Annotated in this window: 10 protein-coding genes; 7 read left to right on the plus strand and 3 right to left on the minus strand. The window is 57.9% G+C overall.

Annotated elements, in window-relative coordinates; translation table 11 throughout:
- Positions 1–9: 9 nt before the first annotated feature.
- A complete protein-coding gene (treS, locus tag B1C80_RS10395; protein ID WP_077921022.1) occupies positions 10–3,375 on the minus strand; it encodes a maltose alpha-D-glucosyltransferase in 3,366 nt (1,121 codons plus the stop codon).
- Positions 3,376–3,527: 152 nt separating this feature from the next.
- Positions 3,528–4,928, minus strand: a complete 1,401-nt coding sequence (locus tag B1C80_RS10400; protein WP_077921023.1) for a chloride channel protein — start codon at positions 4,926–4,928, stop codon at positions 3,528–3,530.
- Between the two features lie 347 nt (positions 4,929–5,275).
- On the opposite strand from B1C80_RS10400, the gene B1C80_RS10405 reads away from it, so the two are divergent.
- The 7 genes from B1C80_RS10405 (at position 5,276) to B1C80_RS10435 (ending at position 23,776) form a co-directional block, all read left to right on the plus strand.
- Positions 5,276–7,009, plus strand: a complete 1,734-nt coding sequence (locus B1C80_RS10405) for a lipopolysaccharide assembly protein LapB (RefSeq protein WP_077921024.1) — start codon at positions 5,276–5,278, stop codon at positions 7,007–7,009.
- 474 nt (positions 7,010–7,483) lie between these two features.
- On the plus strand, positions 7,484–8,638 hold the full coding sequence (locus tag B1C80_RS10410) for an efflux RND transporter periplasmic adaptor subunit (RefSeq protein ID WP_077921025.1): 1,155 nt from the start codon (positions 7,484–7,486) through the stop codon (positions 8,636–8,638).
- 70 nt (positions 8,639–8,708) lie between these two features.
- Positions 8,709–12,809, plus strand: a complete 4,101-nt coding sequence (locus B1C80_RS10415; protein WP_077921026.1) for an efflux RND transporter permease subunit — start codon at positions 8,709–8,711, stop codon at positions 12,807–12,809.
- Complete coding sequence (locus B1C80_RS10420; protein ID WP_077921027.1) at positions 12,787–14,244, plus strand: TolC family protein; 1,458 nt, start codon at positions 12,787–12,789, stop codon at positions 14,242–14,244. The genes B1C80_RS10415 and B1C80_RS10420 overlap by 23 nt, the downstream gene beginning before the upstream one ends.
- Before the next feature lie 151 nt (positions 14,245–14,395).
- Positions 14,396–18,466, plus strand: a complete 4,071-nt coding sequence (locus B1C80_RS10425) for a two-component regulator propeller domain-containing protein (protein ID WP_077921028.1) — start codon at positions 14,396–14,398, stop codon at positions 18,464–18,466.
- A 598-nt stretch (positions 18,467–19,064) separates the two neighbouring features.
- Positions 19,065–23,081 (plus strand): response regulator, encoded by a 4,017-nt coding sequence (locus B1C80_RS10430; RefSeq protein ID WP_161492749.1) that lies wholly within the window; start codon positions 19,065–19,067, stop codon positions 23,079–23,081.
- Positions 23,082–23,164: 83 nt separating this feature from the next.
- On the plus strand, positions 23,165–23,776 hold the full coding sequence (locus tag B1C80_RS10435) for a hypothetical protein (RefSeq protein ID WP_077921030.1): 612 nt from the start codon (positions 23,165–23,167) through the stop codon (positions 23,774–23,776).
- A 154-nt stretch (positions 23,777–23,930) separates the two neighbouring features.
- Here the strand turns inward: B1C80_RS10435 and B1C80_RS10440 are convergent, their stop codons facing one another.
- Positions 23,931–25,502, minus strand: a complete 1,572-nt coding sequence (locus B1C80_RS10440; RefSeq protein ID WP_077921031.1) for a glycoside hydrolase family 32 protein — start codon at positions 25,500–25,502, stop codon at positions 23,931–23,933.
- Positions 25,503–25,509 lie beyond the last annotated feature (7 nt).

A 25,509-nucleotide genomic window follows, 5' to 3' on the forward strand; every position in this document is an offset into this window, starting at 1 on the left:
AGAAATGAGCTACCCGGCCGGTTCGGGCTCGGTAGCGGCCGGAACGGGATCGGTGACCGGATCGGACACCACCCGACCGATGATTTGCAGGGGCAACCGCACCCAGTCGGGCCGGTGGTTCAGCTCGTGAGTCAGATCAGCAATGGCGGTTTCGAGCAGGTAGGTTTCCAGCAGCATCTGCAGGTCATCGACCCGGGCCGGCACGAACGAGCTCGACTCTACCGTCTGCAGATACGCTTTGAGGAAGAACCCGCTCATGTACTGGGCCCATACATCGGCAAACGGCAGCAGCCGGGGAGCCTCCTCGCGGGTCAGCTGATCGCTCTGCAGGAAGCCTTCGTAGGTAACGTAATAGAGCGAGCGAATCAGCGAGGCCACGTCGCGCAGGGGCGAGCGCTTCAGCCTGCGTTCGCTGTAGCTGCGGGCCGGATCACCGCCAAAATCCTGAATGGCCACGTCGCGCCCGGTAACCAGAATTTTATCCAGCTGCAGGTTGCCGTGTATCCGGATCTTGTCGATATCCAGCTTCCGGGCATAAATACGGCGGAGGGTAGCCAGCACCTGCTCTTTGGCGGGCAGCCGCTGATCGATCTCCTGCCGGACCGACTCGGGTAACCGTCCCTGCGTCCGTTTAAGCGTCTGGAAACTTTCGCGCACCAGCGTCTGCAAACCCGAGAAGAGCGACCGTTGATAATGCAGGGAGAAGCCCTCGGGCGCAAACTCCTTCTGCTGCTTATCCGACGCCAGGGCCAGGTGCATCTGACCGATCCGTATGCCCAGCAAACGGGCCTGCTCGGCCGCCCGCCGACCCAGCAGCTCTTCGGTTTCGGCGGGCAGGTCGCTGAACGCCACGGGCTGGCTCAGCGTGCCGCGGGGTGCTGCCAGGGCCGCTTCCAGCTGCTCTTTATCCCGCGCCAGAATCCGCTCGATGTAGTTAGTAACCCGGTCCAGGATATAGCTCTTCCCGTCGCCATGCCGGTCTTCCATCCGCTGCATCACGCCCAGCATCACCCGGTTGCCGGCGGGGCCCAGCTCAAGAGCACCGGCATAGGCGGGCACATGCGAAAAATTCGCCTGTTCGGACAGGAAGCGCGTCAGTTCGGTGTCGGGGTTGGTGGCCAGATCTACTTTACGGTACAGCTTCAGCTGCCACGATAAGTCGTACGTGATCGACGCGTAGCCCCGCTCTGCCGTGCTCAGCTTCGGCTTGCTGTCCCCGTGTTCCCGAACGTATTCCTGAAGCATCGGGGTAGTCAGGAATACCAGATTATCGGCCGATCCGGTCTGTTCACCCGCTATGTGGCGAAGCAGGGCCAGCTGCACATCGGCCATGTACAGGCCGTCACACAGTACGCCGGTTTCGGTGCCCAACTGCAGGGTGGCCATGACGGCCTGCGGGCAGTTGCTGGTCAGCTTATCGGCGGCACCGCTGCCGGCAAAGGCCAGTGTCAGCTGGTATGTTTCGGGCAGTCCACGCTCGTAGGCTACTTCCAGCAATAGAATATAGGCTGATCCTTCTGCCAGGGGCAGGCTGGCCTGCGCGGTGATACTCAAACCGTAGATAGGCGGTTTATCGGCTCCGAACCAGTCGGTTTTGGGCAGATAAGCCGGGAGTATTTCGGTTTCCAGCTGCTCGCGGGTGCGCCCCTGAAGCAGGCCAGGCCAGTTGTTGATCCGCAGACCCGGCAGCTGCGAGAGGCTCACCGATTCGGCCGCTACTTTGTCGAGAATGAACCACTGGTAGTCATGGGCCGCCAGCGTGAATGCATAGGTTTCGTTGTCGGGAACCGGCGGGAAGGCGTTTTTGCTGAACACCTCAACGGGTACGTACCCCCCGAATCCGCTTAACTCCACGGCCGCAGGCTGGGCAAATTTGGAGAGGTTGACGATAACCAGCAGGGTCTGGTCTTCGTAGGTCCGGGTGAAAGCCAGTACTTTGGGGTTCTCGACGGGCAGAAACGTCATATCCCCCCGCCCGAAAGCCTTGTATCGCTTACGCAGGTGGATCATGCGTTTCATGAACCAGAACAGCGACGACGTGTTGCGTCGCTGGGTTTCCACATTCACCGACTCGTAGTGATACTCCGGGTCCAGGATGGTGGGCAGGTAAAGCCGGTGGGGATTCGTACCCGAAAAACCAGCGTTCCGGTCGGGCGACCACTGCATGGGTGTCCGCACGCCATCGCGGTCGCCGAGATAGACGTTGTCGCCCATACCGATTTCGTCGCCGTAGTAGATAACGGGCGTGCCTGGCAGGGAGAATAGTAAACTGTTGAGCAGCTCAATTTTCTTCCGGTTGTTCCCCATCAGCGGGGCCAGCCGATGCCGGATACCCAGGTTAATTTTGGCCCGCGGGTCCTTGGCGTAGGTCTTGTACATGTAGTCGCGCTCCTCATCGGTCACCATCTCCAGCGTCAGCTCGTCGTGGTTGCGCAGGAAGATGGCCCACTGGCAGTTGTCCGGAATAGCCGGCGTCTGATCGAAGATGTCGGTGATTGGATACCGGTCTTCCATCTGCAGCGACATGAACATGCGGGGCATGACCGGGAAGTGGTAGTTCATGTGACACTCGTCGCCATCGCCGAAGTAAGAGGCCGAATCTTCGGGCCACATGTTGGCCTCGGCCAGGAAAACCACGCCCGGAAAATGATCATCGATGTGTTTTCGCAGCTTCTTCAGGAAGTCGTGGGTCTCGGGCAGGTTTTCGCCGTTGGTCCCTTCGCGCTCGAACAGGTACGGCACCGCATCGAGCCGGAACCCATCGACGCCCAGCTCGCACCAATAGTCGATGAGCTTGAAAATCTCGGCCTGTACCTCCGGGCTATCGTAGTTCAGGTCGGGCTGGTGATGAAAGAACCGGTGCCAGTAGTACTGCTGCGCTTCGTGGTCCCAGGTCCAGTTGGAGCTCTCGAAATCCTGAAAAATGATCCGGACATCGCGGTACTGCTCGGGGTTGTCGGTCCAGACGTAATAATCGCGTTCGGGCGAGCCTTTGGGAGCTTTCCGGGCCCGCTGAAACCACGGATGCTGATCGGAGGTGTGGTTGATGACCAGCTCGGTAATAACCTTCAGATTGCGCTGATGGGCTTCGTCGAGCAGGGTTTTGAATTCCTCGATGGTTCCGTACGAGGGGTTGATGGTGTAGTAATCGGCAATGTCGTAGCCGTCGTCGCGTAGGGGCGATGGATAGAACGGCAGCAGCCAGATGGCCGTCACCCCCAGTTCCTGCAGGTAGTCGAGTTTTTCGAGCAGGCCCTGGAAATCACCAATGCCATCGCCATTGCCATCGCGAAATGCTTTTATGTGTAATTCGTAGATAATGGCGTCTTTGTACCAATACAGATTTTCGGTTTCTGTTGCTTTACGTTGAGTCATGATCTTGCTGGTTTAGTAGCGCACCTACCCCGGCCAGTTACTCGCCTTGTTTGATAGGATATTATATAAGGAACTGGCTACGGGCTGTTTTGTATGCAGCAGCCGCCCGAAAAGCCCGTTTTGCTATTAGCCGGAACCAACTGGCTACCTCCTTATTCGACCGCTAAGGGCCGGTTTTCGGGCTGCTGCGGGTTGGGTCGGGTGCTGGCTTCGCGCACAAACCCTTCCTTGAGGTGTTCATAAAAAGACACCGGATCGACCAGCGACGCGGCTCCCTGCGCCATAAGCCCGCCCAGCAGCAGCTGAAAAATAGCCGAGTGGCGATCGGTCATTTCAAGCACCAGAATGGCCGCGGTAAACGGCGACCGAACGACCCCGGTCAGAAAGCTTACCATACTGACCAGGATGATGAGGTTATGATCGGCAGGCGATATGCGGGCCAGTCGCCCCAGCGCATCGCCCAGGATGGCCCCGGCACTCAGCGAAGTGGCAAATACGCCCCCGGCTCCTCCGCTGCTGTAGCTGAGCGCCATACCCGCAAACCGCACCGGAAACAAGTACCAGGGGGTCTCGCCCGTATTCTGAAACAGCAGGCGGTTGATAATGGGTTTACCCGTCCCGGCCGCGTCCATGCCTACCCAGAACACCAGTCCGGCCAGCAGCAGCCCGCAACCGGCCACCCAGCCCGCCTGTGCCGGCAGCGTCCTGAACCGCTGGCGGTAGCGGTTGATCCACAGCAGGGTTTTGGCAAAAAGAGCACCCGCCAGCCCACACAACAACGCAATCAGCATCACGATACCCAGCAGCCAGCCCGTAGAGACCGTAACCTTCGGAAAGCCCAGGTACAGATACGGCCCCTGAATAGCCTGCGCCGTCATACCGGCAATGATGACGGCGGTGAAGACGGCGGTTCGAAACCGGGTGATGTGGGTTTGGGTCAGCTCCTCTACTACGAAGACAATACCGCCGAGTGGGGTGTTGAACGCAGCCGCCAGGCCAGCCGCCCCGCCCGTTACCAGCGCAATCTGCCGCGACAGCTGCGGCCAGCCGGCGGGTTGCAGCCGGTTGATTGCCCTGAATATGGCGGCCGATATCTGGATGGTTGGCCCCTCGCGCCCAATGACCCCGCCCCCCAGCAGCAGGGCTACACTGCTGATTACTTTGACCACCGCCACCCGCAGACTCAGCAGATACGCCGTGTAGCCGTGGGTTTTGGGATGGGATAATTCAATGCCGGCCATGACCTGCGGAATACCACTGCCCCGCGCGGCCGGCGCCAGCCAGCGCACCAGTCCCCAGGCTAGTAGGAAAGCCACCGGCGTCAGGACGAATGTCAGGAGCGGGTTAGTATGAAACCAGTGAAAACTAAGCTCTTCTGCCCATTCAAAGGCTTTTTCGTAGCCTACCGCTACCAGCCCGGTCAGCAATGAGGCCACCCAGAACGGCAAACTCTGCAAAATAACCCGTCGTACCGGTCCCGTATAGACCCGACGAATCACGTACTGGTCGATCCAGGCCAAAACCCGGGCATACCGGGATTCTTTGTTGATCATTGATGAACACCATTGATTAGCTAGACAACGACCTGATTTCGATTGTGGTTTACGGCCCGGGCGGTTCTAAGCAGATTGTAAGGTTTTGCCAAATCCCCTACCCGCCCCTTAGGCTTACTCCTGAGCTGGGCATACTGTTTATGAACGCGCTGCCACTTCGACCAGACTATTTCTGCCGCTTTGTCGGTCTGGTACAATGGTTATAAGCGGGGTACGCTGTCCCTGATTAGCCCTCTCTAAGCCAATTCTAAGTATATCCTAAGCTCCTTCTTAGGTTTCGCGTCCATCTTGCCACCATCGAAGACAGCTTCCCGCTGTTCAGGAATACTGAATTAACCCTACATGTTATGAAAAACAAGCATCCCCTTTCAGGACCACTGGCCGTTGTCGGTTTGCTGGTTACTATACAGGCGTCGGCTCAGACGCCGGCTCCCGATGCACCGACCCTGATGAATATGGGCCGCTTCGACGAAGCCAAGCAGAAACTTCGGCAGGACGCCCAGCAGAATCCGGGCATGCAGACGTACTTTAACGCTGGCTACGGCTATCTGCGCGCCGGACAGCCCGACTCGGCCCGCATCTGGTTCGAGAAAGGAGTTCCTTCGGACGAGAAGCGGGTACCCCTTAACGAAACGGGTATTGCCATTACCCATCTGGTTCAGAACAACACCACCGAAGCCAGCGCCAAACTGGCCGATGTGGTCAAGAAAAGCAAAGGGAAAAACGTGGACATCCTGTACCGGATCGGCGAAGCCTACACAGGGTATCTCACCCCCGACAGTGGTTCCATCAAGCCTCGTTATCCGCGGGTCGTCAACGCGGCTTCGGCCATCGACTACCTGAACCGGGCTGCCGAGCGGGACAAGAAAAACGCGTCGGTTCAGCTGGCGCTGGGCGATGCGCACTACCTGAATAAAGACGCCGGGACCGCCGTTACCCGCTACGAGAGTGCGCTGGAAATGGGCATGGATGCCTCCCGGGTCTATCAGCGGATTGGCGATATCTACTGGCAGGGTCGAAACCTGAACCTGTCGGTCGAGAACTACAAAAAAGCCATCGAAGCCAATCCCCGCTACGCCCCGGCTTACCGACAGCTGGCCGAACTTTATTACCTCGTCAATCGCTACAAGGAGGCCGCCAACTATACCGATCAGTACATTCGGGTGTCGGGCGATCGGCGGGCCGATATGCTGCTCCGGTCCGCTCAGTTTCATTTCCTGGCCAACAATTTCCAGCAGGCCGTAAACGTCATCGACAGCAACCGGGCTGTGCTGGCCCAGAACCCAATCGTTTACCGCATTGAGGGCTGGGCCTACTCGTCGCTGAAGCAGCCGCAGAAAGCCATTGAAAACATCAGCACCTTTCTCGAAAAAGCGCCCCAGAAGGCTATGCCCGACGATTATAAATACCTGGGACGGGCGTATCTGGCGCAGGAAGGGTTTGCCAATGATTCGCTCAAGGCGCAGAACGACTCAGTCGGTATAGCCTACCTGCTCAAAGCGGCCCCGGCCGATACCAGCGAGAACCTCTACAGCGACGTAGCCAAATACTACTACCGGACCAAGAAGCACCCGCAGGCCGTGGCCGCGCTCGACTCAGCTGCTAAACACGGCTTCAAAGCCGACATGCAGGATCTGTTCCGGTACGGCATGAGCAACTACACCCTCGGGTTTGCCCGCGATAGCCTGGGTAAACTGCAGCGGGATACGCTTCGCTTCGCCAAAGCCGATTCGGCCCTAGCCCTGGCGCAGCAGGGTTCGCCCGATTATTCGCCCACGGTGCTGTACCGGGCCAAGGCTAACTACTACGCCTACACGCCCGAAGAGGCCGTCAGAAATGGCAAAGCCCGCCCTTATTTCGAGCAGTTTATCGGCATGGTTGCTGACAAGGAAGAGGAGCGGAAGCGGTATCAGAAAGATTTGGCACTCGCCTTCAAGTACCTGATATCGTACCACGAACTGGTCACCAAAGACCAAACCGCCCGGGCCGACTGGCTCAAACGCGGACTCACCCTGCTGCCCAATAATACCGACCTGGCCAAAATTGCCACGGCCGATACCGACGACTCAACGGATCAGTAACGAGTCTTTTCCAGACTAGTCTGCCTGCCCACTCCTCATACTCAAACCGGTCTACAGCTACGACGGGTTGCGTATGAGGAGTTTTGCGTGTACAGCCGTGGGCAATTACCCGCATCAGACTCCTATGATACGAGGGTGAAAATATTTGAAAAATACAATTTTTGAAGAGATGGCCTGCGAGTATTTGTCTACTCGCTGTTGCGTTAATCCGGGCGGTAAACCAAGCGATGGAGCCGACGGGCAATTAGCACTATACAGTACTCGCCGTAGGTCAGAATGAACTATGAGGAGTTATTCTTATATTTTTTTAATGTAACACTTCTTTTTATAGTGGTCTCTAAGGGAATTCTAAGTATTTTCTAAGGTCTTCTTTAGTAGTCTTTCCGTATTTGCCACAGTAGAAGCTGTTCAATTTACCCCACAGGTTCAGCGGCTTACACCGGCACCTAACTTTTGTCCAGAATAACTCATCTTATGAATGCATCTTCGGGTATCAGTGTCTTCTTCGTGAGCGCTCTAGTGATTTCACTGGCAGGCTGCTCGGCTCGGTCTGAATCGAGCGAAACAAAAGAGGCAGCGGAAAAACCGGCTTTCCCGGTTATCGAGCTTACTAACCAGGACGCCACCCTCGACCATGACTACGCCAGCAACCTCGAAGCGGTGCAGAACGTGGAGGTACGCGCCCGGGTAGCCGGCTACCTCGATAAGATTCTGGTCGATGAAGGGCAACCCGTTCGCAAAGGGCAACTCATGTTTCAGCTGAACGATGCCGAATACCGCGTGGAAACCGCCCGGGCACAGGCCAGTCTCGAAAACGCCACCGCCCAGGCCAAAACGGCAGAAGTGGAGATGGAACGGGTAAAGCTGCTGGTCGATAAAAACATCATATCGGCTTCGGAACTGAAACTGGCCAGGGCCAAACGCGAGTCGGCTCAGGCATCGATCAACGAAGCCAAAGCGGCACTGGCCAAAGCCCGGCTGCACGTCTCGCTGGCGGGCGTCAGAGCGCCTTTCGATGGGGTCATCAACCGCATTCCGTTTAAGCCGGGTAGCCTGATCGAGGAAGGCGCCCTGCTGACGACCGTATCCGACGTTCGGGAGATCTACGCCTACTTCAACGTCTCCGAGAAAGAATACCTGGCCTTCGTCAAGAAACGGAAAAGCCCCGACAAGACGACCAGCAAGGAAGTCGACCTGCTGTTAGCCGACGACTCGCCCTATTCTCATAAAGGAAAGATCGAAACGACCGAGACCATTTTTGAAGGTAACTCCGGCACCATTGCGTTCCGGGCCCGCTTTCCGAACCCCAACCGGCTGCTGCGCCACGGGGCTACGGGTAAAGTACGTTTGTCGACCGATGTGGATGATGCCCTGCTGGTTCCCCAGAAAGCCGTATTCGAAGTACAGGACAAAAATTTCGTGTACGTGGTTGACGCCAACAACAAGGTAAAGACCCGCAGTTTTATTCCCCGGAGCCGGGTCGATCAGTTTTACATCGTGCAGTCGGGGCTGCGTCCCGGCGAGCGGATCGTCTACGAAGGCATCCAGAACGTTAAGGATGGCCTGACCATTACGCCCCAGACCTTACCCGCCAACGAACTGCGCGCCCTGTACGCGTCGGCCGACTAGTGTTTACAGACCTCCCCCAGTTTGTGCGTCAGGCTTCCCCTCTCGTAACCCGTACATAAACTCAACGCATATGTTCAAAACCTTCATCAAGCGTCCGCTGCTCTCGACCGTCATCTCGGTCGTGATTGTGTTGATGGGTGTACTGGCCCTGACCAGTCTGCCTGTGACCCAGTTTCCGGATATTGTTCCGCCCTCGGTAACGGTAACGGCGAAATACACGGGTGCCAACGCGGAGGTATCTACCAAAGCCGTTGCTACCCCGCTGGAACGGGCCATCAACGGGGTGCCGGGCATGACCTATATGACCTCCATGTCGGGTAACGACGGCACAACCCTCATTCAGGTCTTTTTCAACGTAGGTACCGATCCCGATCTGGCCGCTGTAAACGTACAGACCCGCGTCACTACCGTGCTGGATGAGCTTCCCGAAGAGGTGATCAAAGCGGGGGTGCAGACCGAAAAAGAGGTGAACAGCATGCTGCTTTACCTCAACATCGTCAGCGACGACCCTACCGTCGACGAGAAGTTCATCTACAATTTTGCCGACATCAACATTCTGGCCGAGCTCAAGCGGATCGATGGCGTAGGCTTTGCCGCGATCATGGGGAACCGCGATTATTCGATGCGGGTGTGGCTCAAGCCCGACCGGATGACGGTGTATGACGTCTCGGCCGACGAGGTGATTGCGGCCATCCGGAAGCAGAACGTGGAAGCGGCCCCCGGTAAAGCCGGCGAGAGTGCAGACCGCGACCCTCAGACTTTGCAATACGTGCTGCGCTATAAAAAGATGACGGTGTATGACGTCTCGGCCGACGAGGTGATTGCGGCCATCCGGAAGCAGAACGTGGAAGCGGCCCCCGGTAAAGCCGGCGAGAGTGCAGACCGCGACCCTCAGACTTTGCAATACGTGCTGCGCTATACGGGTAAATTTTTCGAGCCCGCCCAATACGAAAATCTGGTTCTCCGCGCCAATGCCGACGGCTCGCTGCTTCGGCTGAAAGATGTGGCCAGCGTAGAATTCGGCTCCGTCGATTACGGCGTCCTGTCTAAAACCGACGGCCGTCCCTCGGCGGCTATCATGCTCAAGCAGCGCCCGGGGTCCAACGCCCGCGACGTTATTGCCAACGTAAAAGCCCGCATGGCCGAGCTGAAAGAAAGCTCGTTCCCGACGGGCATGACCTATATGACCTCCATGTCGGGTAACGACGGCACAACCCTCATTCAGGTCTTTTTCAACGTAGGTACCGATCCCGATCTGGCCGCTGTAAACGTACAGACCCGCGTCACTACCGTGCTGGATGAGCTTCCCGAAGAGGTGATCAAAGCGGGGGTGCAGACCGAAAAAGAGGTGAACAGCATGCTGCTTTACCTCAACATCGTCAGCGACGACCCTACCGTCGACGAGAAGTTCATCTACAATTTTGCCGACATCAACATTCTGGCCGAGCTCAAGCGGATCGATGGCGTAGGCTTTGCCGCGATCATGGGGAACCGCGATTATTCGATGCGGGTGTGGCTCAAGCCCGACCGGATGACGGTGTATGACGTCTCGGCCGACGAGGTGATTGCGGCCATCCGGAAGCAGAACGTGGAAGCGGCCCCCGGTAAAGCCGGCGAGAGTGCAGACCGCGACCCTCAGACTTTGCAATACGTGCTGCGCTATACGGGTAAATTTTTCGAGCCCGCCCAATACGAAAATCTGGTTCTCCGCGCCAATGCCGACGGCTCGCTGCTTCGGCTGAAAGATGTGGCCAGCGTAGAATTCGGCTCCGTCGATTACGGCGTCCTGTCTAAAACCGACGGCCGTCCCTCGGCGGCTATCATGCTCAAGCAGCGCCCGGGGTCCAACGCCCGCGACGTTATTGCCAACGTAAAAGCCCGCATGGCCGAGCTGAAAGAAAGCTCGTTCCCGACGGGCATGACCTATAACTACGCCTACGATGTGTCCCGCTTCCTGGACGCGTCGATCAACGAGGTTATTCATACCCTGGTCGAAGCCTTTATTCTGGTATTTATCATCGTGTTCCTGTTTTTGCAGGATTGGCGGTCAACGCTCATCTGCGCCCTGGCGGTGCCGGTAGCTCTGGTCGGTACGTTTGCCTTCATGAGCATGATCGGGTTTTCGATCAACCTGCTAACCCTGTTTGCGCTGGTGCTGGCCATCGGTATTGTAGTTGACAATGCCATTGTGGTGGTCGAAGCCGTTCATGCCAAGATGACCGAAGAGCATCTGTCGCCCCGGGCGGCTACGTTCGGAGCCATGAGCGACATTGCCGGGGCTATCGTAGCCATTACCCTGGTTATGTCGGCGGTGTTCGTGCCAGTGGCGTTTATGTCGGGGCCGGTCGGTATTTTCTACCGGCAGTTCTCGCTGACGCTGGCCATCGCCATTGTTATTTCGGGGGTTAACGCGCTGACGCTGACGCCCGCCCTCTGTGCGCTGCTGCTGCGGCCAGTTCATGGCGAGCAGAAAGGCCTGCTGGGTCGTTTTTTCGCCCGCTTCAACCGTGGCTACGATGCATTGTCGAACCGGTACCAGCGGCTGCTGACGCCGGTTCTGAACCGGGGCGTAATCACCTGGGGGCTCCTCTTGCTCTTTATTCTGGGCACCTGGGGAGTTAGTACCATCCTGCCGGGCGGCTTTATTCCGACCGAAGACCAGGGCATGATCTACGTGAACGTTACCACACCCGCCGGCGCCACCGTAGACCGGACCGAGAAAGTGCTGGACGCGATCGAGGAGGTGGTGTCGAAAGAAGAATCGGTCGAAAACGTATCGACCCTGGCCGGATTCAGCCTTATGACCGACGGGGCGGGGGCTTCGTATGGCATGGGGATGATCAACCTCAAACCCTGGGAAGAGCGGTCGGTGACGATGCAGGAACTGATCGAGATCCTGGAAGAAAAAACGGGACACATTCACGATGCCAGTATCCAGTTCTTCCCTCCGCCCACCGTACCGGGGTTTGGTAACTCGAGCGGCTTTGAACTGCGCCTGCTGGACCGGGGCCGTAGTGGCGACCTCCAGAAAACCGCCCAGGTAGCCGACAAATTCATCGAAGCCCTGAAGCAGCGGCCCGAGATCCGGGACGCGTTCACCAGCTTCGACCCGAGTTTCCCGCAGTACCTGTTACAGGTCGACCAGGAAAAAGCCGCTCAAAAAGGGGTGTCTATCGATAACGCCATGGGTACGCTCCAGACGCTGATGGGTAGTTATTACGCGTCTAACTTCATCCGCTTCGGTCAGATGTACAAGGTGATGGTACAGGCCGACCCCAGCTACCGGACCAAGCCCGAAGACGTACTCAACCTGCGGGTCAAGAACGACCAGGGCGAGATGGTACCTTACTCCAACTTTGTCCGGCTTCAGCGGGTTTACGGACCCGAGCAGCTGACCCGGTACAATATGTATACCTCGGCCATGATCAACGGCGACGCAGCGCCGGGCTACAGCAGTGGCGATGCGATTCGGGCCATCGAAGAGGTAGCTGAATCCCAGCTCCCCAAAGGGTTCGGTTTCGAATGGTCGGGTATGACCCGGGAAGAAGTGCTGTCGGGCGATCAGGCCATGTACATCTTCGCCATCTGTCTGGTGTTCGTATACCTGCTGCTGGTGGCCCAGTACGAAAGCATCTTCCTGCCGCTGCCGGTTATCCTCTCACTGCCCACGGGCGTGTTTGGCTCCTTTGCCTTTTTGCAGCTGATGGGGCTTCAGAACAACATCTACGCGCAGGTGGCGCTGGTGATGCTGATCGGTCTGCTCGGCAAAAACGCGATTCTGATTGTGGAGTTCGCCAACCAGCGACAGAAAGAAGGGCTGCCGATCGTGAAGGCGGCAATGGAAGGAGCCGTTTCGCGGCTTCGCCCGATCCTGATGACCTCCTTTGCGTTCATTGCCGGACTGATTCCGCTCTGTATTGCGTCGGGCGCGGGGGCCGTCGGAAACCGGTCCATCGGTACGGCGGCAGCGGGCGGTATGCTGACCGGAACGCTGTTCGGGCTCGTCGTGATCCCGGGTCTGTTTGTCATCTTCGCTAAACTAGCCGAACGCTTTGGCTCGAAAACCCCGGCCGACGGTGATCCTGAAGACACCGACAACCAGCTCCACGAAGCCGATTCTGTTCCTGCTTATTCACAAAACCACACCAATGGTGCCGTCATTCATCCCTAAATCATATTTCCTAAGCGCGGGCCGTTTGGCGACCCTGGTTCTGGTTATCAGTAGCTGTCAGGTAGCCCGGCCGGTACAACCCTCCGTGCCCCATCCCCTGCCGGGTTCCTTTGCCGGCAGTCAGGATACGTCCAGCATTGCCGCCCAGGGCTGGCGCACTTTCTTTGCCGACCCCAGTCTGGTGTCGCTCATCGATACGGCCCTGGCGGGTAACCTCGACCTGCGGATTGCCACCCAGCGGATCGAAGTGGCCCGGGCTGCGTTCGACTACAGCCGTGGGTTCCTGGTCCCTTCGGTCAATGCGGTAGCCTCGGCCGGTGTTGACCGCTTTGGCCGAAACACCCTCAACGGCGTGGGCAACTTCGATACTAACCTGTCCGATAATATCCGCGGGGATCAGGTCATTCCGAACCCAACGCCCGATTTTTTCCTGGGCGCCCGTAGCACCTGGGAGGTCGATATCTGGGGGAAACTCAGGAACCGGCGCAAAGCAGCTTACCTACGCCTGCTGGCCTCGGAAGAAGGACGTCATGCGGTCGTTACGGCGCTGGTATCGGAGATAGCGCGGTATTATTACACCCTGCTGGCCCTCGACGGGGAGCTGGAGATATTACAGAAGAATATCAACTTTCAGCAAAATGCGCTGGAGCTGGTTCGGGTACAGAAACAGGCGGGCCGGGTTACCGAGCTGGGCGTTCAGCAGTTTTCGGCTCAGCTCCTCAACACCCGCAGCCGACAGGGCCAGGTGCAGCAGCGGATCGTAGAAGCCGAGAACCAGCTGAACCGCCTGCTGGGTCGTTTTCCGCAACCCATCGCGCGGGGGCAGTCGCTGCGGGGTCGGGAGCTGCCGGGTCAGGTAACATCGGGTATACCCGCGCAGATGCTCACCCGCCGACCCGATATTCGGCAGGCCGAGCTGGAACTACAGGCCGCCAACGTCGATATCGACGTAGCCCGGGCCGAGTTTCTGCCCAGCCTGAACCTGTCTGCCTACGTGGGGCTCAATGCGTTCCGCACGTCGGTGCTGTTCAATCCGGGCTCCATTGCCGCGGGTATCCTGGGTGGACTATCCGCTCCGATCCTGAACCGTCGTTTCCTGAAAGCCAGCTACGGCCAGTCGATAGCCCAGAGCCGCGAACTGCTGTATCGGTACCACCAGACGGTTCAGACCGGGTTCAGCGAGGTGGTTACCAGTCTGCGGGGGGTCGAAAACTACCGCAACGTGGCTGACCTCCAGGCCCAGGAAGTCAACGTGCTGAATCAGGCCGTTACCGTCTCGAACGATCTCTTTGCCGGGGGCTACGCATCTTACCTGGAGGTGATCACGGCGCAGCGCAGCGTGCTGGAGGCAGAACTGGCGCTGATCAACACCCGGCAGGAGCAGTTTTTGTCCCTGACCGATCTGTATCGATCGTTGGGGGGCGGCTGGGATTAGTTAATCCCTGGCCTGCTCAGCTGACAGACCGCATCGAATCGCCCCGGGGCCGTATTCGATGCGGTTTTTTCGTTGCGTAGCGATTTAGACCACTGGACAATACGGGTTAAGTTCCTGATTTTAGTTAAGTTGCGCATAACTCCTCTCCAGTATGCGGCTTATTTACCTTCTGTTGCTCCTGCCTTATACCCTGTTGGCACAGCAAACCGGCTGGCAGGAGCTTACCATCTCGGATGGGCTCTCGCAGGGCATGATCTTCGATCTGGCCCAGGACCATACCGGTTATATCTGGGTGGCGACCAAAGACGGCCTCAACCGATACGACGGCCATAACTTCCGGGTTTTTACCCACGACCCCTACAATCCGTTCAGCCTCTCGGACAATTCCTGCTCAGCCCTGCTCGTAGACCGGCACAAACGACTGTGGATCGGCACCCTCACCCGCGGGCTGAACCTGTTCGACGATCGGACGCAACGGTTTTACCACATCCGGGTCAGCGACCAGCCGGGGCCCAATGCCGGCAATTATGACATTCGTGTCATTACCGAAGACCCCGATGGCAACATCTGGATTGGCACCGATAAGAACAAAATTTTCAAGATTACCCTGCCCCGGGACAAACTGCCCGATCAGGCCGACCTCACCGACCGGGTGCAGATTCAGACGCTTGACATCAGCACGGCAGCGTCGATGAACACCATTTTTTCGTTCAGCTTTCAGCCCGACGGGCGGGCGTTTCTGGGGGCTGCCTACGGCGTTTACCGATTCGACTGGCGCCATCCGACCCGAACCTACGAGCTGGACTTTACCCTGAAAGAGCCGCTCGACTTTCATGCCGTTTACACGGACCCCGAGCGCGACCTTTGGTTTGCCAGCACCCGGGATCGAATCATTGGCTGGCATAAGGGTCAGCAGAAAAGCATTGCGCTGCCCCACAGCAATTACGTTGGTGTGCAGATCCAGCCCATCGACCGCAACACCCTGGCGATTGCCACCCCGGACCACCTCTGGATCATGTCGCCCGCCGAGCTGTTCAGCCAGACCCGACTGTCTCCCGAAACGGCCTTTGTAGCCCTGCCCGCCCACGTTTACTCGATCACCAATCTGCTCCGGGACCGGACCGGCAATATCTGGGTCGGCACGAGCGGCTACGGACTGAGACGGTTTAACCCGATTATCCGGCAGTTCAACTCCTACCTGGCCAACCACTCACTCTCCAACCTCTTCGTCGACCGGCAGGGCCGTATTTACGCCCGTCACCAGTTTGCCTATGCCCAGCTTGACCGTCCCTCGAACACGCTGCGGCCGTTTCTCGACGAACGACTGGCTGCGGCCGACAAGCGACAGCGTTTCATGATGCAGGACAGCCGCGGGTTCTTCTGGGTATCGAACGTCAACTTCATGACCCATGAGAATCAGCTGTTCAAGTTCTCGCCCGACTGGAAGCTCCTTAAGAAATTCCCCCTGCCGGCTAAGGTAACCTTCGGCTTTTACGGCAACTACACCGTAGAAGACAAAGTGGGTAACCTCTGGATCGGAGCCGTAGACGGTCGGCTTCTGACGTTCAACACCCGCACGGAAACGTTTGGCGTTTTAGCCTATGATTCGTTACTACCCCGGAGCGGAGCCGTTATCGAGACCTATGCCCTGCGCTTCGACCCGGCGGGAACGCTCTGGATCGGTACCCAGTCAGGTCTGGTTCGCGTTGCACATCCGCTCGATAAACCCGCGTTCTCAATCTATAAAACCATTCCTACCGACCGGCAAAGCCTGAGCCACGACTTTATCACCTGCCTGATCGATGATCCGCAGCAACCCCAACGCTATTTGTGGGTCGGCACGAAAGGCGGGGGTCTGGAGCGACTCGATAAACAAACCGGCCGTTTCACCTACTTTACCGAAGCCCAGGGCTTGCCCAACCGGGTCATTTACGGCCTGCTCTCCGATGCCTCCGGGATGCTGTGGCTGAGTACCAACCGGGGCCTGTCTCAGTTTAATCCCCGCACCGGCACCTTCCGGAACTTCTCCAAAGCCGATGGCCTGCAGGATGATGAGTTCAACACCTCTTCGTTCTATAAAACCCCATCGGGTGAGCTGCTCTTCGGGGGTGTCAACGGACTCAACAGTTTCAGGCCTGAGAACCTGATTCGCAAAACGGGGCCCGCCCCCCAGGCCCATATCATTGGCCTAAAAGTCAACAATGAAGTGGTTACGGTGGGGGGCGCCGATGGACTGCTGGCCCAGAGTATCGACTACACGCAGCGGCTTGACCTCTCGCCTACCCAAACCCTGCTGACCCTTGAGTTCGGGCTCATGGATTACAGCCACTCGACCCGAAACCGGTACCGCTACCGGCTGGAGGGCATCGACCGGAACTGGGTAGAAGCCGGCACCGTTCGGTTTGCCAACTACGCTCAGCTTCCCTACGGGCAATATACGTTTCAGATGATGGGGTCGGCCGATGGTGAAGTCTGGAGCAGGCCGGTGACGCTGGCCATACACGTTCAGCCGCCTTTTTACCGAACCTGGTGGGCCTATCTGCTGTACATCGGCCTGCTCCTCCTGCTGGGGTGGTTGTTATACCGTTTCCAGCAGCAGCGCTGGCTGCTGCGGCAGCAGGTTCTGTTCGAGCAGAAAGAAGCGGCCCGGCTGGCGGAGCTGGATGCGTTCAAGACCCAGTTTTTCACCAATATTTCGCATGAGTTCCGGACCCCGCTAACCCTGATTCTGGGCCCCATCGAGCAGGCCATGCAGGACTACGCGCACGACGCCCGCTTCCCGCTCGTGCACCGGAACGCCAACCGGTTGCTGAGCCTGATCAACCAGCTTCTGGATATCAGCAAGCTGGACGCCGGTCAGCTCATACCCCGACCGGAACCCGGCGATCTGGCGTCGTTCCTGCGGTTACTGGCCAGCTCGTACCGGTCGCTGGCCGAAAGCCGGCAAATCCTGTTCAGCTTTGAGCAGAACGAGCCCGAACGGTGGGCGCGCTTCGATGCGGACAAAATAGAGAAGATCGTCACGAACCTGCTCACCAACGCATTTAAATTCACCCCGGCCGGGCATCAGGTCCGGATGCAGGTGCGTTATCCGGCACCCGGTTTGTCGGGTTCCTGGGAAGTCCGGGTTCAGGACACAGGCATCGGGATCGCCCCGACGCACCTGAAGCATATTTTCGAGCGGTTTTACCAGATTGACGGCAAGATCGGCTGGTCCATCGAAGGAACCGGCATCGGCCTGGCGCTGGTCAGTGAACTGGTTGGCGTACTCGGCGGCACCATCGACGTAGACAGCACCGAAGGGGTAGGCACGACCTTTACGGTTAGGCTCCCCCTGGTCAACGCCACCCCGCCCCCGGCCGCTGCGGCAGCCGCTGCCAGCCCCGAACCGACCAACCGGGTGGTCAGCGACCGGAGTGCGGCCCGAAGCGCCCATCTGCTACCCGTCATCCACGATAACCTCCTGCTGATCGTCGACGATAATGCTGATATCAGAACCTATATCCGTAGTATTTTCGAGAACGACTACCAGGTGCTGGAAGCGGCCGATGGGCTGGAAGGCCTGGAATGCGCCACTACCTGCTTGCCCGACATCGTAATCTGCGATCTGATGATGCCCCGGCTCGACGGGCTCAGCTTCTGCAGCACCCTGAAGAGCCAGGATTCGACCAGCCATATCCCCATTGTGATGCTGACCGCCAAAGCAACGCCCGAAGACCGAATCGACGGTTTTCGGCGCGGGGCCGATGAGTACCTGACCAAGCCCTTCAACCGGGCCGAGATCACGGTGCGGGTGCAGAACCTGGTGCAGAACCAGGTTCGGTTGCGCCAGTATCTGACTGGCCAGCGCCAGGTACCCAGTCCGACCCAGGCACCCATGACGGCCCGGGAACTCGACTTCCTGCAGCGGGTTCGGCTCGCGATCAACAGTCAGCTGGCCAACAGCAGCTTCGATGTTGGCCAGCTGAGCACGACCGTTTCCATGAGTCAGCGGCAGCTGGTTCGTAAACTAAAAGCCCTGACCGGCCAGACAGCCGTTGAGTTTGTTCGTAACCAGCGGCTCGATCATGCGGCCGAACTACTGGCTCAGGGTCGCTATAGCGTTTCGGAGGTAGCCTATCAGGTCGGTTTTGAGAGCCTTCCGTATTTTACCAAAGTGTTTCAGGATAAATTTGGCCGTTTGCCATCCTCCTACGTGCCGGCCAGACACTCTGGCGTGTAATGCCGGACTCCTCAAGATTGGCTACGCGGCTTTCTTCCGGGCTTGTCATATGGCTGCCAGCCAGGGCTGTCAGTGTGTCCCGTCGTCGGGTATGTGCCGACCAGTCTGTCCTCTAAAAAAGACTTTCCCAAAAAAAGAGCCCCCAACCAGTGGTTGAGGGCTCAGAGGCACTCGTTGCTTGATAAAGAAAGAGGAAGGTTGAGGTAAAGCCTGCCGAAACAGACCCGTGGATGGGTTTCCGTAACCGGATGTTCGTCCGATACAGCTTCTGCCTTCGGGCAAAAACCAGAGGTTGACGAACATTCACTCAGGAAGCTTTGACAAAGGTAGCTGGCCTCCCCCTCAACCCCCTGTCACTTTCGCGCCATAAATTGTCGCTATTGTGCCATAGTATACTGTTTTACAGTAGTATTTTTGCAACCCGGCGGGACATTGTCGACCGATAAACGCGTACAGATAGATGATAGCCAGTCCACACGCTAAATAATCTATATTATCTATCAACATAACTTTATTGATGACCTGGCGTTTTCCACATCCTGAAAGGTCTTACATATACCCGTTTGTCTATCTGTTTGTCTGTCTGCTGACAAACGGCATGGCTCAGTCATTCCGGTTTACGAAGCCTACCCAGATCATTACGGGTCAGGATGGTCTGCCACAGTCATTCGTGTGCGGCCTTGTGCAGGACATCGACGGGTTTATCTGGGTCGGTACCCGCGACGGACTGGCCCGCTACGACGGTGCTGACTTCCGCTACTACCGGCACGACCAAACCGACACTACGACCCTGCAGTCGAACGCCGTTACCTCCCTCTACAGCGATTATCAGCATCAGCTCTGGATCATGCAGGATGATGGGCTCGATCAGCTCGACCCACGAACGGGTGTCATCCGGCATGTTGGTAATCTACCCGCCGTGCGTCGGGTGCATAGTCGTTTTCACCAGCATCAGTCAACGGCCTGGATCGACCCGCGGGGGCGTTTCTGGGTGGCCTCCAAACAGGGTGGTCTGTTTCGTATCGAGCCGCAAACGGGCCGGGTCCGGCATCTGAACCGACAGCAGAACGGCCTGCTCAGCGATACCGTCAAGGCCCTCGTTGCCGATGGGCGTCGGCAGCTCTGGGTCTTCACGCAAAAAGGCATGAGTCGGTGGGATGAGCGCCGGCACCGTTTTATCAATTACCCCCTGCCGTTTACCCTGGCGCAACCTACCGAACCCGAACGGGTACAGGATGAGCTGCCCGGCCTGATCGTCAGCACCACCGGCGAACTCATTACCGCCGACCGCAGCTCGTTTATCCTTTTCGACCCCAAGCGGGGCCGCTACCGTCGGCTGCCGGTTCCGGTGCCAATGAACTACGGTACCGCCTGGCTCCAGGCCGACAGCTCGGGTGGTTTCTTTACCGACCTGGCCGGGCAGGTTTTTCACTATTCACCCCGGCAGGGTTTCCAGAAACGGTGGGAAACAGACCTGACTGCTTACCGGCATCCGCAATCGTTTCTCATCGACCGGTCGGGGGTGATGTGGTACGGCACCAACGCGGCCGGTCTCCGGCGGGTCGATCTTACCGCGCCCGACTTCACGACCTATCCCTACCATACCGCTTTTCATCCGGACGTTCTTCAGCAGGAGCTGGGTTTGCCTATCCAATCGCTGTTGCCGTCGCTGGGTCGGCCCGAACGGATGCAGCACTTCAGCTCGTACCTTTGCCGGACGGTTCATGATCCGCAGCAACGCATCTGGTTTGCCCACGATCGTGACGTAGGGTATTATGACCCTCGCAGCCGAACTGGTCGGCCCCTCCCTCCTCTCCCCAACGATCAGTCGGCCGGCTCGGCCATTCGGGGCATAGCCCTGTCGCCCGCCGGGGGGTTGTGGTGTATCCAGAGCAACGGCCTGATCTGGTACTTCGACCCTTCGGCTCGGCATTGGACACTCCCCTTTGGCCGGACCATGCCCTACGGCCGGCTGGTGGTCGTTGATCTGCTGGCCGACAGGGACCAACTGTGGATTACTACCCTGGACCGGGGCCTGCTCCGTTTTTCGCTGTCGACCCGCCAGACCCGTATCTATGATCATGCGCAACTGCCCGGCACATTTCTGACCAATCGGTTACTGGGCATTATGCAGGATCCCCAGCGGGCCGATCTGCTCTGGGTCGGCAGCTACGAAGGGCTGATCTGCCTCAACCGAAAAACCGGCCAGAGCCGCGTCTTTACCACCCGCAACGGGCTGCCCAACAACACCATCTACGCCATGGAGGCCGACCGACAAGGATTTCTGTGGCTCAGCACCAACCAGGGGCTTTGCCGCTTTCATCCCGTGACGCATCAGACCCGGACCTTCCGGGCCTACCAGGGACTACAGGCCGACGAGTTCAACCGGTTTCATTCGCTGCTGTTACCCGACGGTCGACTGGCATTCGGCGGGACGGCGGGCTGGACAATTTTCAACCCCTCTACGATCCAGACCGACACGTTTCAGCCGACGGTCATGCTGACCAGCCTGAAAATCAACAACCAGCCCGCCGATTACAGAACTGGCCAGACACCATTACCGGCTCCGCTGAATACGCTGACCGAACTGTCGCTTCCCTATGACCAGAACTTTCTGACGTTTGAGTTCGCCAGCACGCAGTATAACCAGCCCAACCGGCGCCGGTACCGATACCAGCTCAGGGGGGTCGATCCGGGCTGGGTCGATGCGGGCACCCTCCCACTGGCTACGTATACGAAACTGCCGCCCGGCTGGTATGAACTGCGGCTGAATGCCGCCAATACGTCAGGGCAATGGAGCCACCATATCAAAACCCTCATGGTTCGGATAAGGCCTCCCTTCTGGGCCACCTGGTGGGCCTACCTGACCTACATCCTGCTCGCGCTGGGGGGGGTCTACGGCTACATCCATTACCGCACCCGTCGGATTCAGGAAAGGCACCGGCTGATCCTCGAACGGCAGGAAACGGAGCAGCTCAAAACCCTCGATAAGCTGAAGAGCCGGTTCTTCACCAACATTACCCACGAGTTCCGAACCCCACTGACGTTAATAATCACCCCCATCGATCAGCTCCTGCGCGAGCATACCTATCCACCCGCGCTTCAGCAAACCCTGACGTCGGTCCATCGCAACGCGACCCAGTTGCTGCAACTGATCAATCAGCTGCTCGACTTGTCGAAGCTGGCGGCCGGCGGCCTGTCGGTCACCGAATCGCAGGGCGACCTGACTGCCTACGTGCGGGACCTGGTCGAGTCCTTCCAGGCTACCGCCACCGCCCGACAGATCAGCCTGACCTTTGTGGGGCAGACGCTGCCCGGCGATGTCTGCTTCGATGCCGACAAATGGGCCAAGATCAGCAACAACCTCATCCATAACGCCCTCAAATTCACCCCAACCGGCGGCCAGATTACCGTTGAGCTGTCGGCCACCGTCGACGAGACCACACAGGCCATCTCGGCCGTCTGCCTGTCGGTAACCGATACCGGCATTGGCATTCCTGCCGATAAACTACCGCATGTGTTTGACCGGTTCTACCAGGTCGATGATTCAGGAACGCGCCCGTACGAAGGCAGTGGTATCGGACTGTCGCTGGTTCGGGAACTGACCGATCTGCTCGGGGGCCAGCTCGCGATGACCAGCACTCCGGGGCAGGGTAGCCGGGTTCAGGTCACGCTGCCGGTCAGGCTGGCTCCCCACCTGCCAAACGCCGACACGGAGCCAGCCTCGCTCCAGCCGGCTGTTTTGTCGGCCGCCGACGACCCGGAGCCCACTCCGCCCGAGCTGAATGACCCGCGCCCTCAGGTGCTGGTTGTTGACGATCATCCCGACCTGCGCGCCTATATTGCCCAGGGGTTACAGGCGCACTACCGGGTCAGCACCGCTGCCGATGGAGAGGCCGCCTGGCAGCTCATTCAGGTAAGCATGCCCGACCTGGTCATCAGCGACGTGATGATGCCCGGACTGGATGGGTATGCGCTCTGCCAGCGAATCAAACAAACGCCCCTGACAGCCCATATTGCGGTTATCCTCCTGACGGCCCGGGTCTCGGCCGACAGCAAGCTGGAAGGTCTTAGCGCCGGGGCCAACGATTACCTGGCCAAGCCTTTTCAGATGAATGAACTTCAGCTCAGGGTGGCGAACTGGCTGTCGTATCAGCAACAACTCAGGCAGTTCCTTTACCAGCGGCTGAACACGGGCGACGCGCCCATTGCCCATCAGACCCTGGAAGACCCACTCCTGCGGCAGCTGTACCAGATTCTCGATACCGAACTGAACAACCCGGAACTGAGCGTCAACAGCCTCGCCAACGAACTGGCCGTCAGCACCCGAACCCTCCAGCGAAAACTGGCCGCGCTGACGGGTCTGAAAACCAACGAGGTTATTCGAAACTACAGACTCAAAAAAGCCGCGCAGCTACTGCAGGAAGGCCACAGCGTTACCGAAACAGCGTTTCTGGTGGGCATCGATAACCTCTCGTATTTTTCGCAGCGCTTCAAGGAACTGTTCGGCCTGTCGCCAACGGCTTACATACAGCACAGCCGCAACTCGTCCGCCGACCTGACCATACCGTTACCCCCAACCGAAGGACCGTTTACGAACTTACGGCCCGAGTAACAATCACTCGCCCGGCCTGCTTGTTTTATCTAGTCAACGACTCGCCGTTGCCCCTAAAGCACTCACCTTACGCAGAAAATCGGATGGATATTAAGTCAAGTCTTGGCCAGCTACAACACGAGATCAAGGTGGTTCAGGGCGAAGAAACCAAAGACGTGACCTATTCGAGCCAGCAGGCCTTCGCCGACGAATCGGCTGCCACCCGGGCGTTCGACCAATCAGTCATTAAACTGCTCCATGTTGACGCCTGGTCGGGCTTGTCGAGCGTCACTGCCGACTTCAGGCTGCACGACCAGCAGGGCGAGCCCAAACCAAATGATCAGCCCGTCGTCGGCGATTTTATCCTGATCCAACTCCCTGGCCCTATGCCGGAAAACTGGGTCCGGGTCACCCACATCGGCATCACCCCGACCCGGGTCGAATTTACCGTAAAACCCAGTCACGATCCTAGGTCGGCCCCAACCGAGGTTATCGACCACTTTTTCGACCAGCAGGCCAGTAGTACGTTTCGGGTTGAGCGGACCGGCAATCAGGTCAGTGCCTGGGAAATCGGCAGTAACGAATCGATCAACAATCAACAACCGCAGGCCGGTGACCGATCGGCCGTCAATACATTTATTGCCGAAGGGGGCTGGCTCTTTTACCAGAAGATTCAGTGGAAAGCTCTGACCGATTATCTGGTACATCTGTCCTGATCCGCTAAACAGACTGACGGTGTCCACGTACGTAGGATGTTTCTGCTCAGCCGGGGAAAAGCTTAGTCGATGGTAGGTTTTAGAAAGCGCCCTGACATCACAAAAGCCGCTTTGCGGAGCGGCTTTTGTGGCAAATTTGACTGGTTTTGACCGGCTACTGTCGAATCGGTTTAAGTGCCCAGCGCGTCAGTTTGACGAATTCAGCACTGCCTTCTTCGGCAAAGATGTCAATACCACCGGCGGTTTCGGTCGGGAAGATCAGGTCGGTGATCACGCGCTCGCCGTCGTTGGCAAATACTTCGACCACCGACTTATCGACGAAGATGCGGAGCTTGATGACGCCATTTTTCGGGCGGAGCGGAGCCTCTTCAACGCTGGGGAAGCGGGGGCTGAACGATACGTTACCAGATCGCCGGCGATCGAGCTGAAGTTTGCCGTCGGTGTACTGCAGAATGGTTTCTTCGTTCGTCCCTTTGGCTAGTTTCAGCCCCACCCGTTTGGCCGTACCGGGTTTCAGCTCGACCTCCAGCTCGTAGGCATTATCGGTCGCTTTTTCCAGCGTCTGGCTCTGGCTGGTCAACTGAATTGCCTGCCGGTTCGTTTGGGCACCGCGCAGAGTTCGAACGCCTTCGATGGGCTGCTGCACAAGCTGCAATCCATCCTGGGTTTGCCGGAGAGTGATCTGCCGGGGTAGTGACATGGCTCCTTTGAAAGGCGTTGTGGGCAGTTCATTGCCATACGCCCAGTTGTTATGCCAGCCGAGCATGACCGGACCGGGTTGCGAAGCGGGCAGGTTGTTGTAGGGAACCGCGGCATAATAGTCTTTCCCGTAGTCGACCAGCGCTCCGGCATAGTCATTGGCCGACGGAACGGGCTTGGGCTGGGCTGCCGGGTCGAGGGTGAATGTTTTCCCGTCGAAATCGCCTACAAAATACTGGGTACCTACATAGTCTTTTTGCGGAAAGCCCGCCGAGATAAACAGCACCCATTTCGACCGGCCGGTTGGCTGGCCCGCTTCGGTATGTACCGGCACCTGCATCAGTCCCGGGCACTCCCATACTTTGGAGGTATCGCCAACGGGCCCGAAGTGGCTCATCAGGGTCCAGTTTTTCAGATCTGTAGACGAATAGAAAGCAGCCCTGTGTTCAGTTGCTTTTACGGTGGCCATTACCCATTTCTGCTCGGGTTCATACCAGAACGCATTCGGGTCGCGAAACTCTTTGCTGCCAATATCCAGAATCGGGTTTTTATCATACTGCTTCCAGGTACGGCCCTTATCAGCACTGTAGGCCAGATTCTGGTACTGCACCAGCTGCTTGTCGCCGGCGGTAACATTACCGGTGTAGAGCGCGATCAAGCAGTCTTTCGATCCGGCCGGGCACAGGCCGCTTCGGTTGCCCTTATCCACAACTGCCCCTCCTGAGAAGATAGCCGTTGTTTTACCATCGGAATCGGTAAACTCCGGTATAGCCACGGGCAGGTGCTCCCAGTGGAGCAGATCTTTGCTGACCGCATGACCCCAACTCATGTGACCCCATACATTTCCAAACGGATTGTATTGGTAAAACAAGTGGTATTCGCCGTCATGATACACTAAACCATTCGGATCATTGATCCAGTTTTTAGGTGGAGTAAAGCGGGACTGTGGCCGGTAGTCGATACCTATCTGGCCATTGGCAATTTGGGTCATAGCCGTCATTACGATGGATAAAATAATTTGTTTCATGAAGTAA

The sequence above is a fragment of the Spirosoma sp. 209 genome (assembly GCF_002006735.1).
Lineage (GTDB): Bacteria > Bacteroidota > Bacteroidia > Cytophagales > Spirosomataceae > Spirosoma > Spirosoma sordidisoli.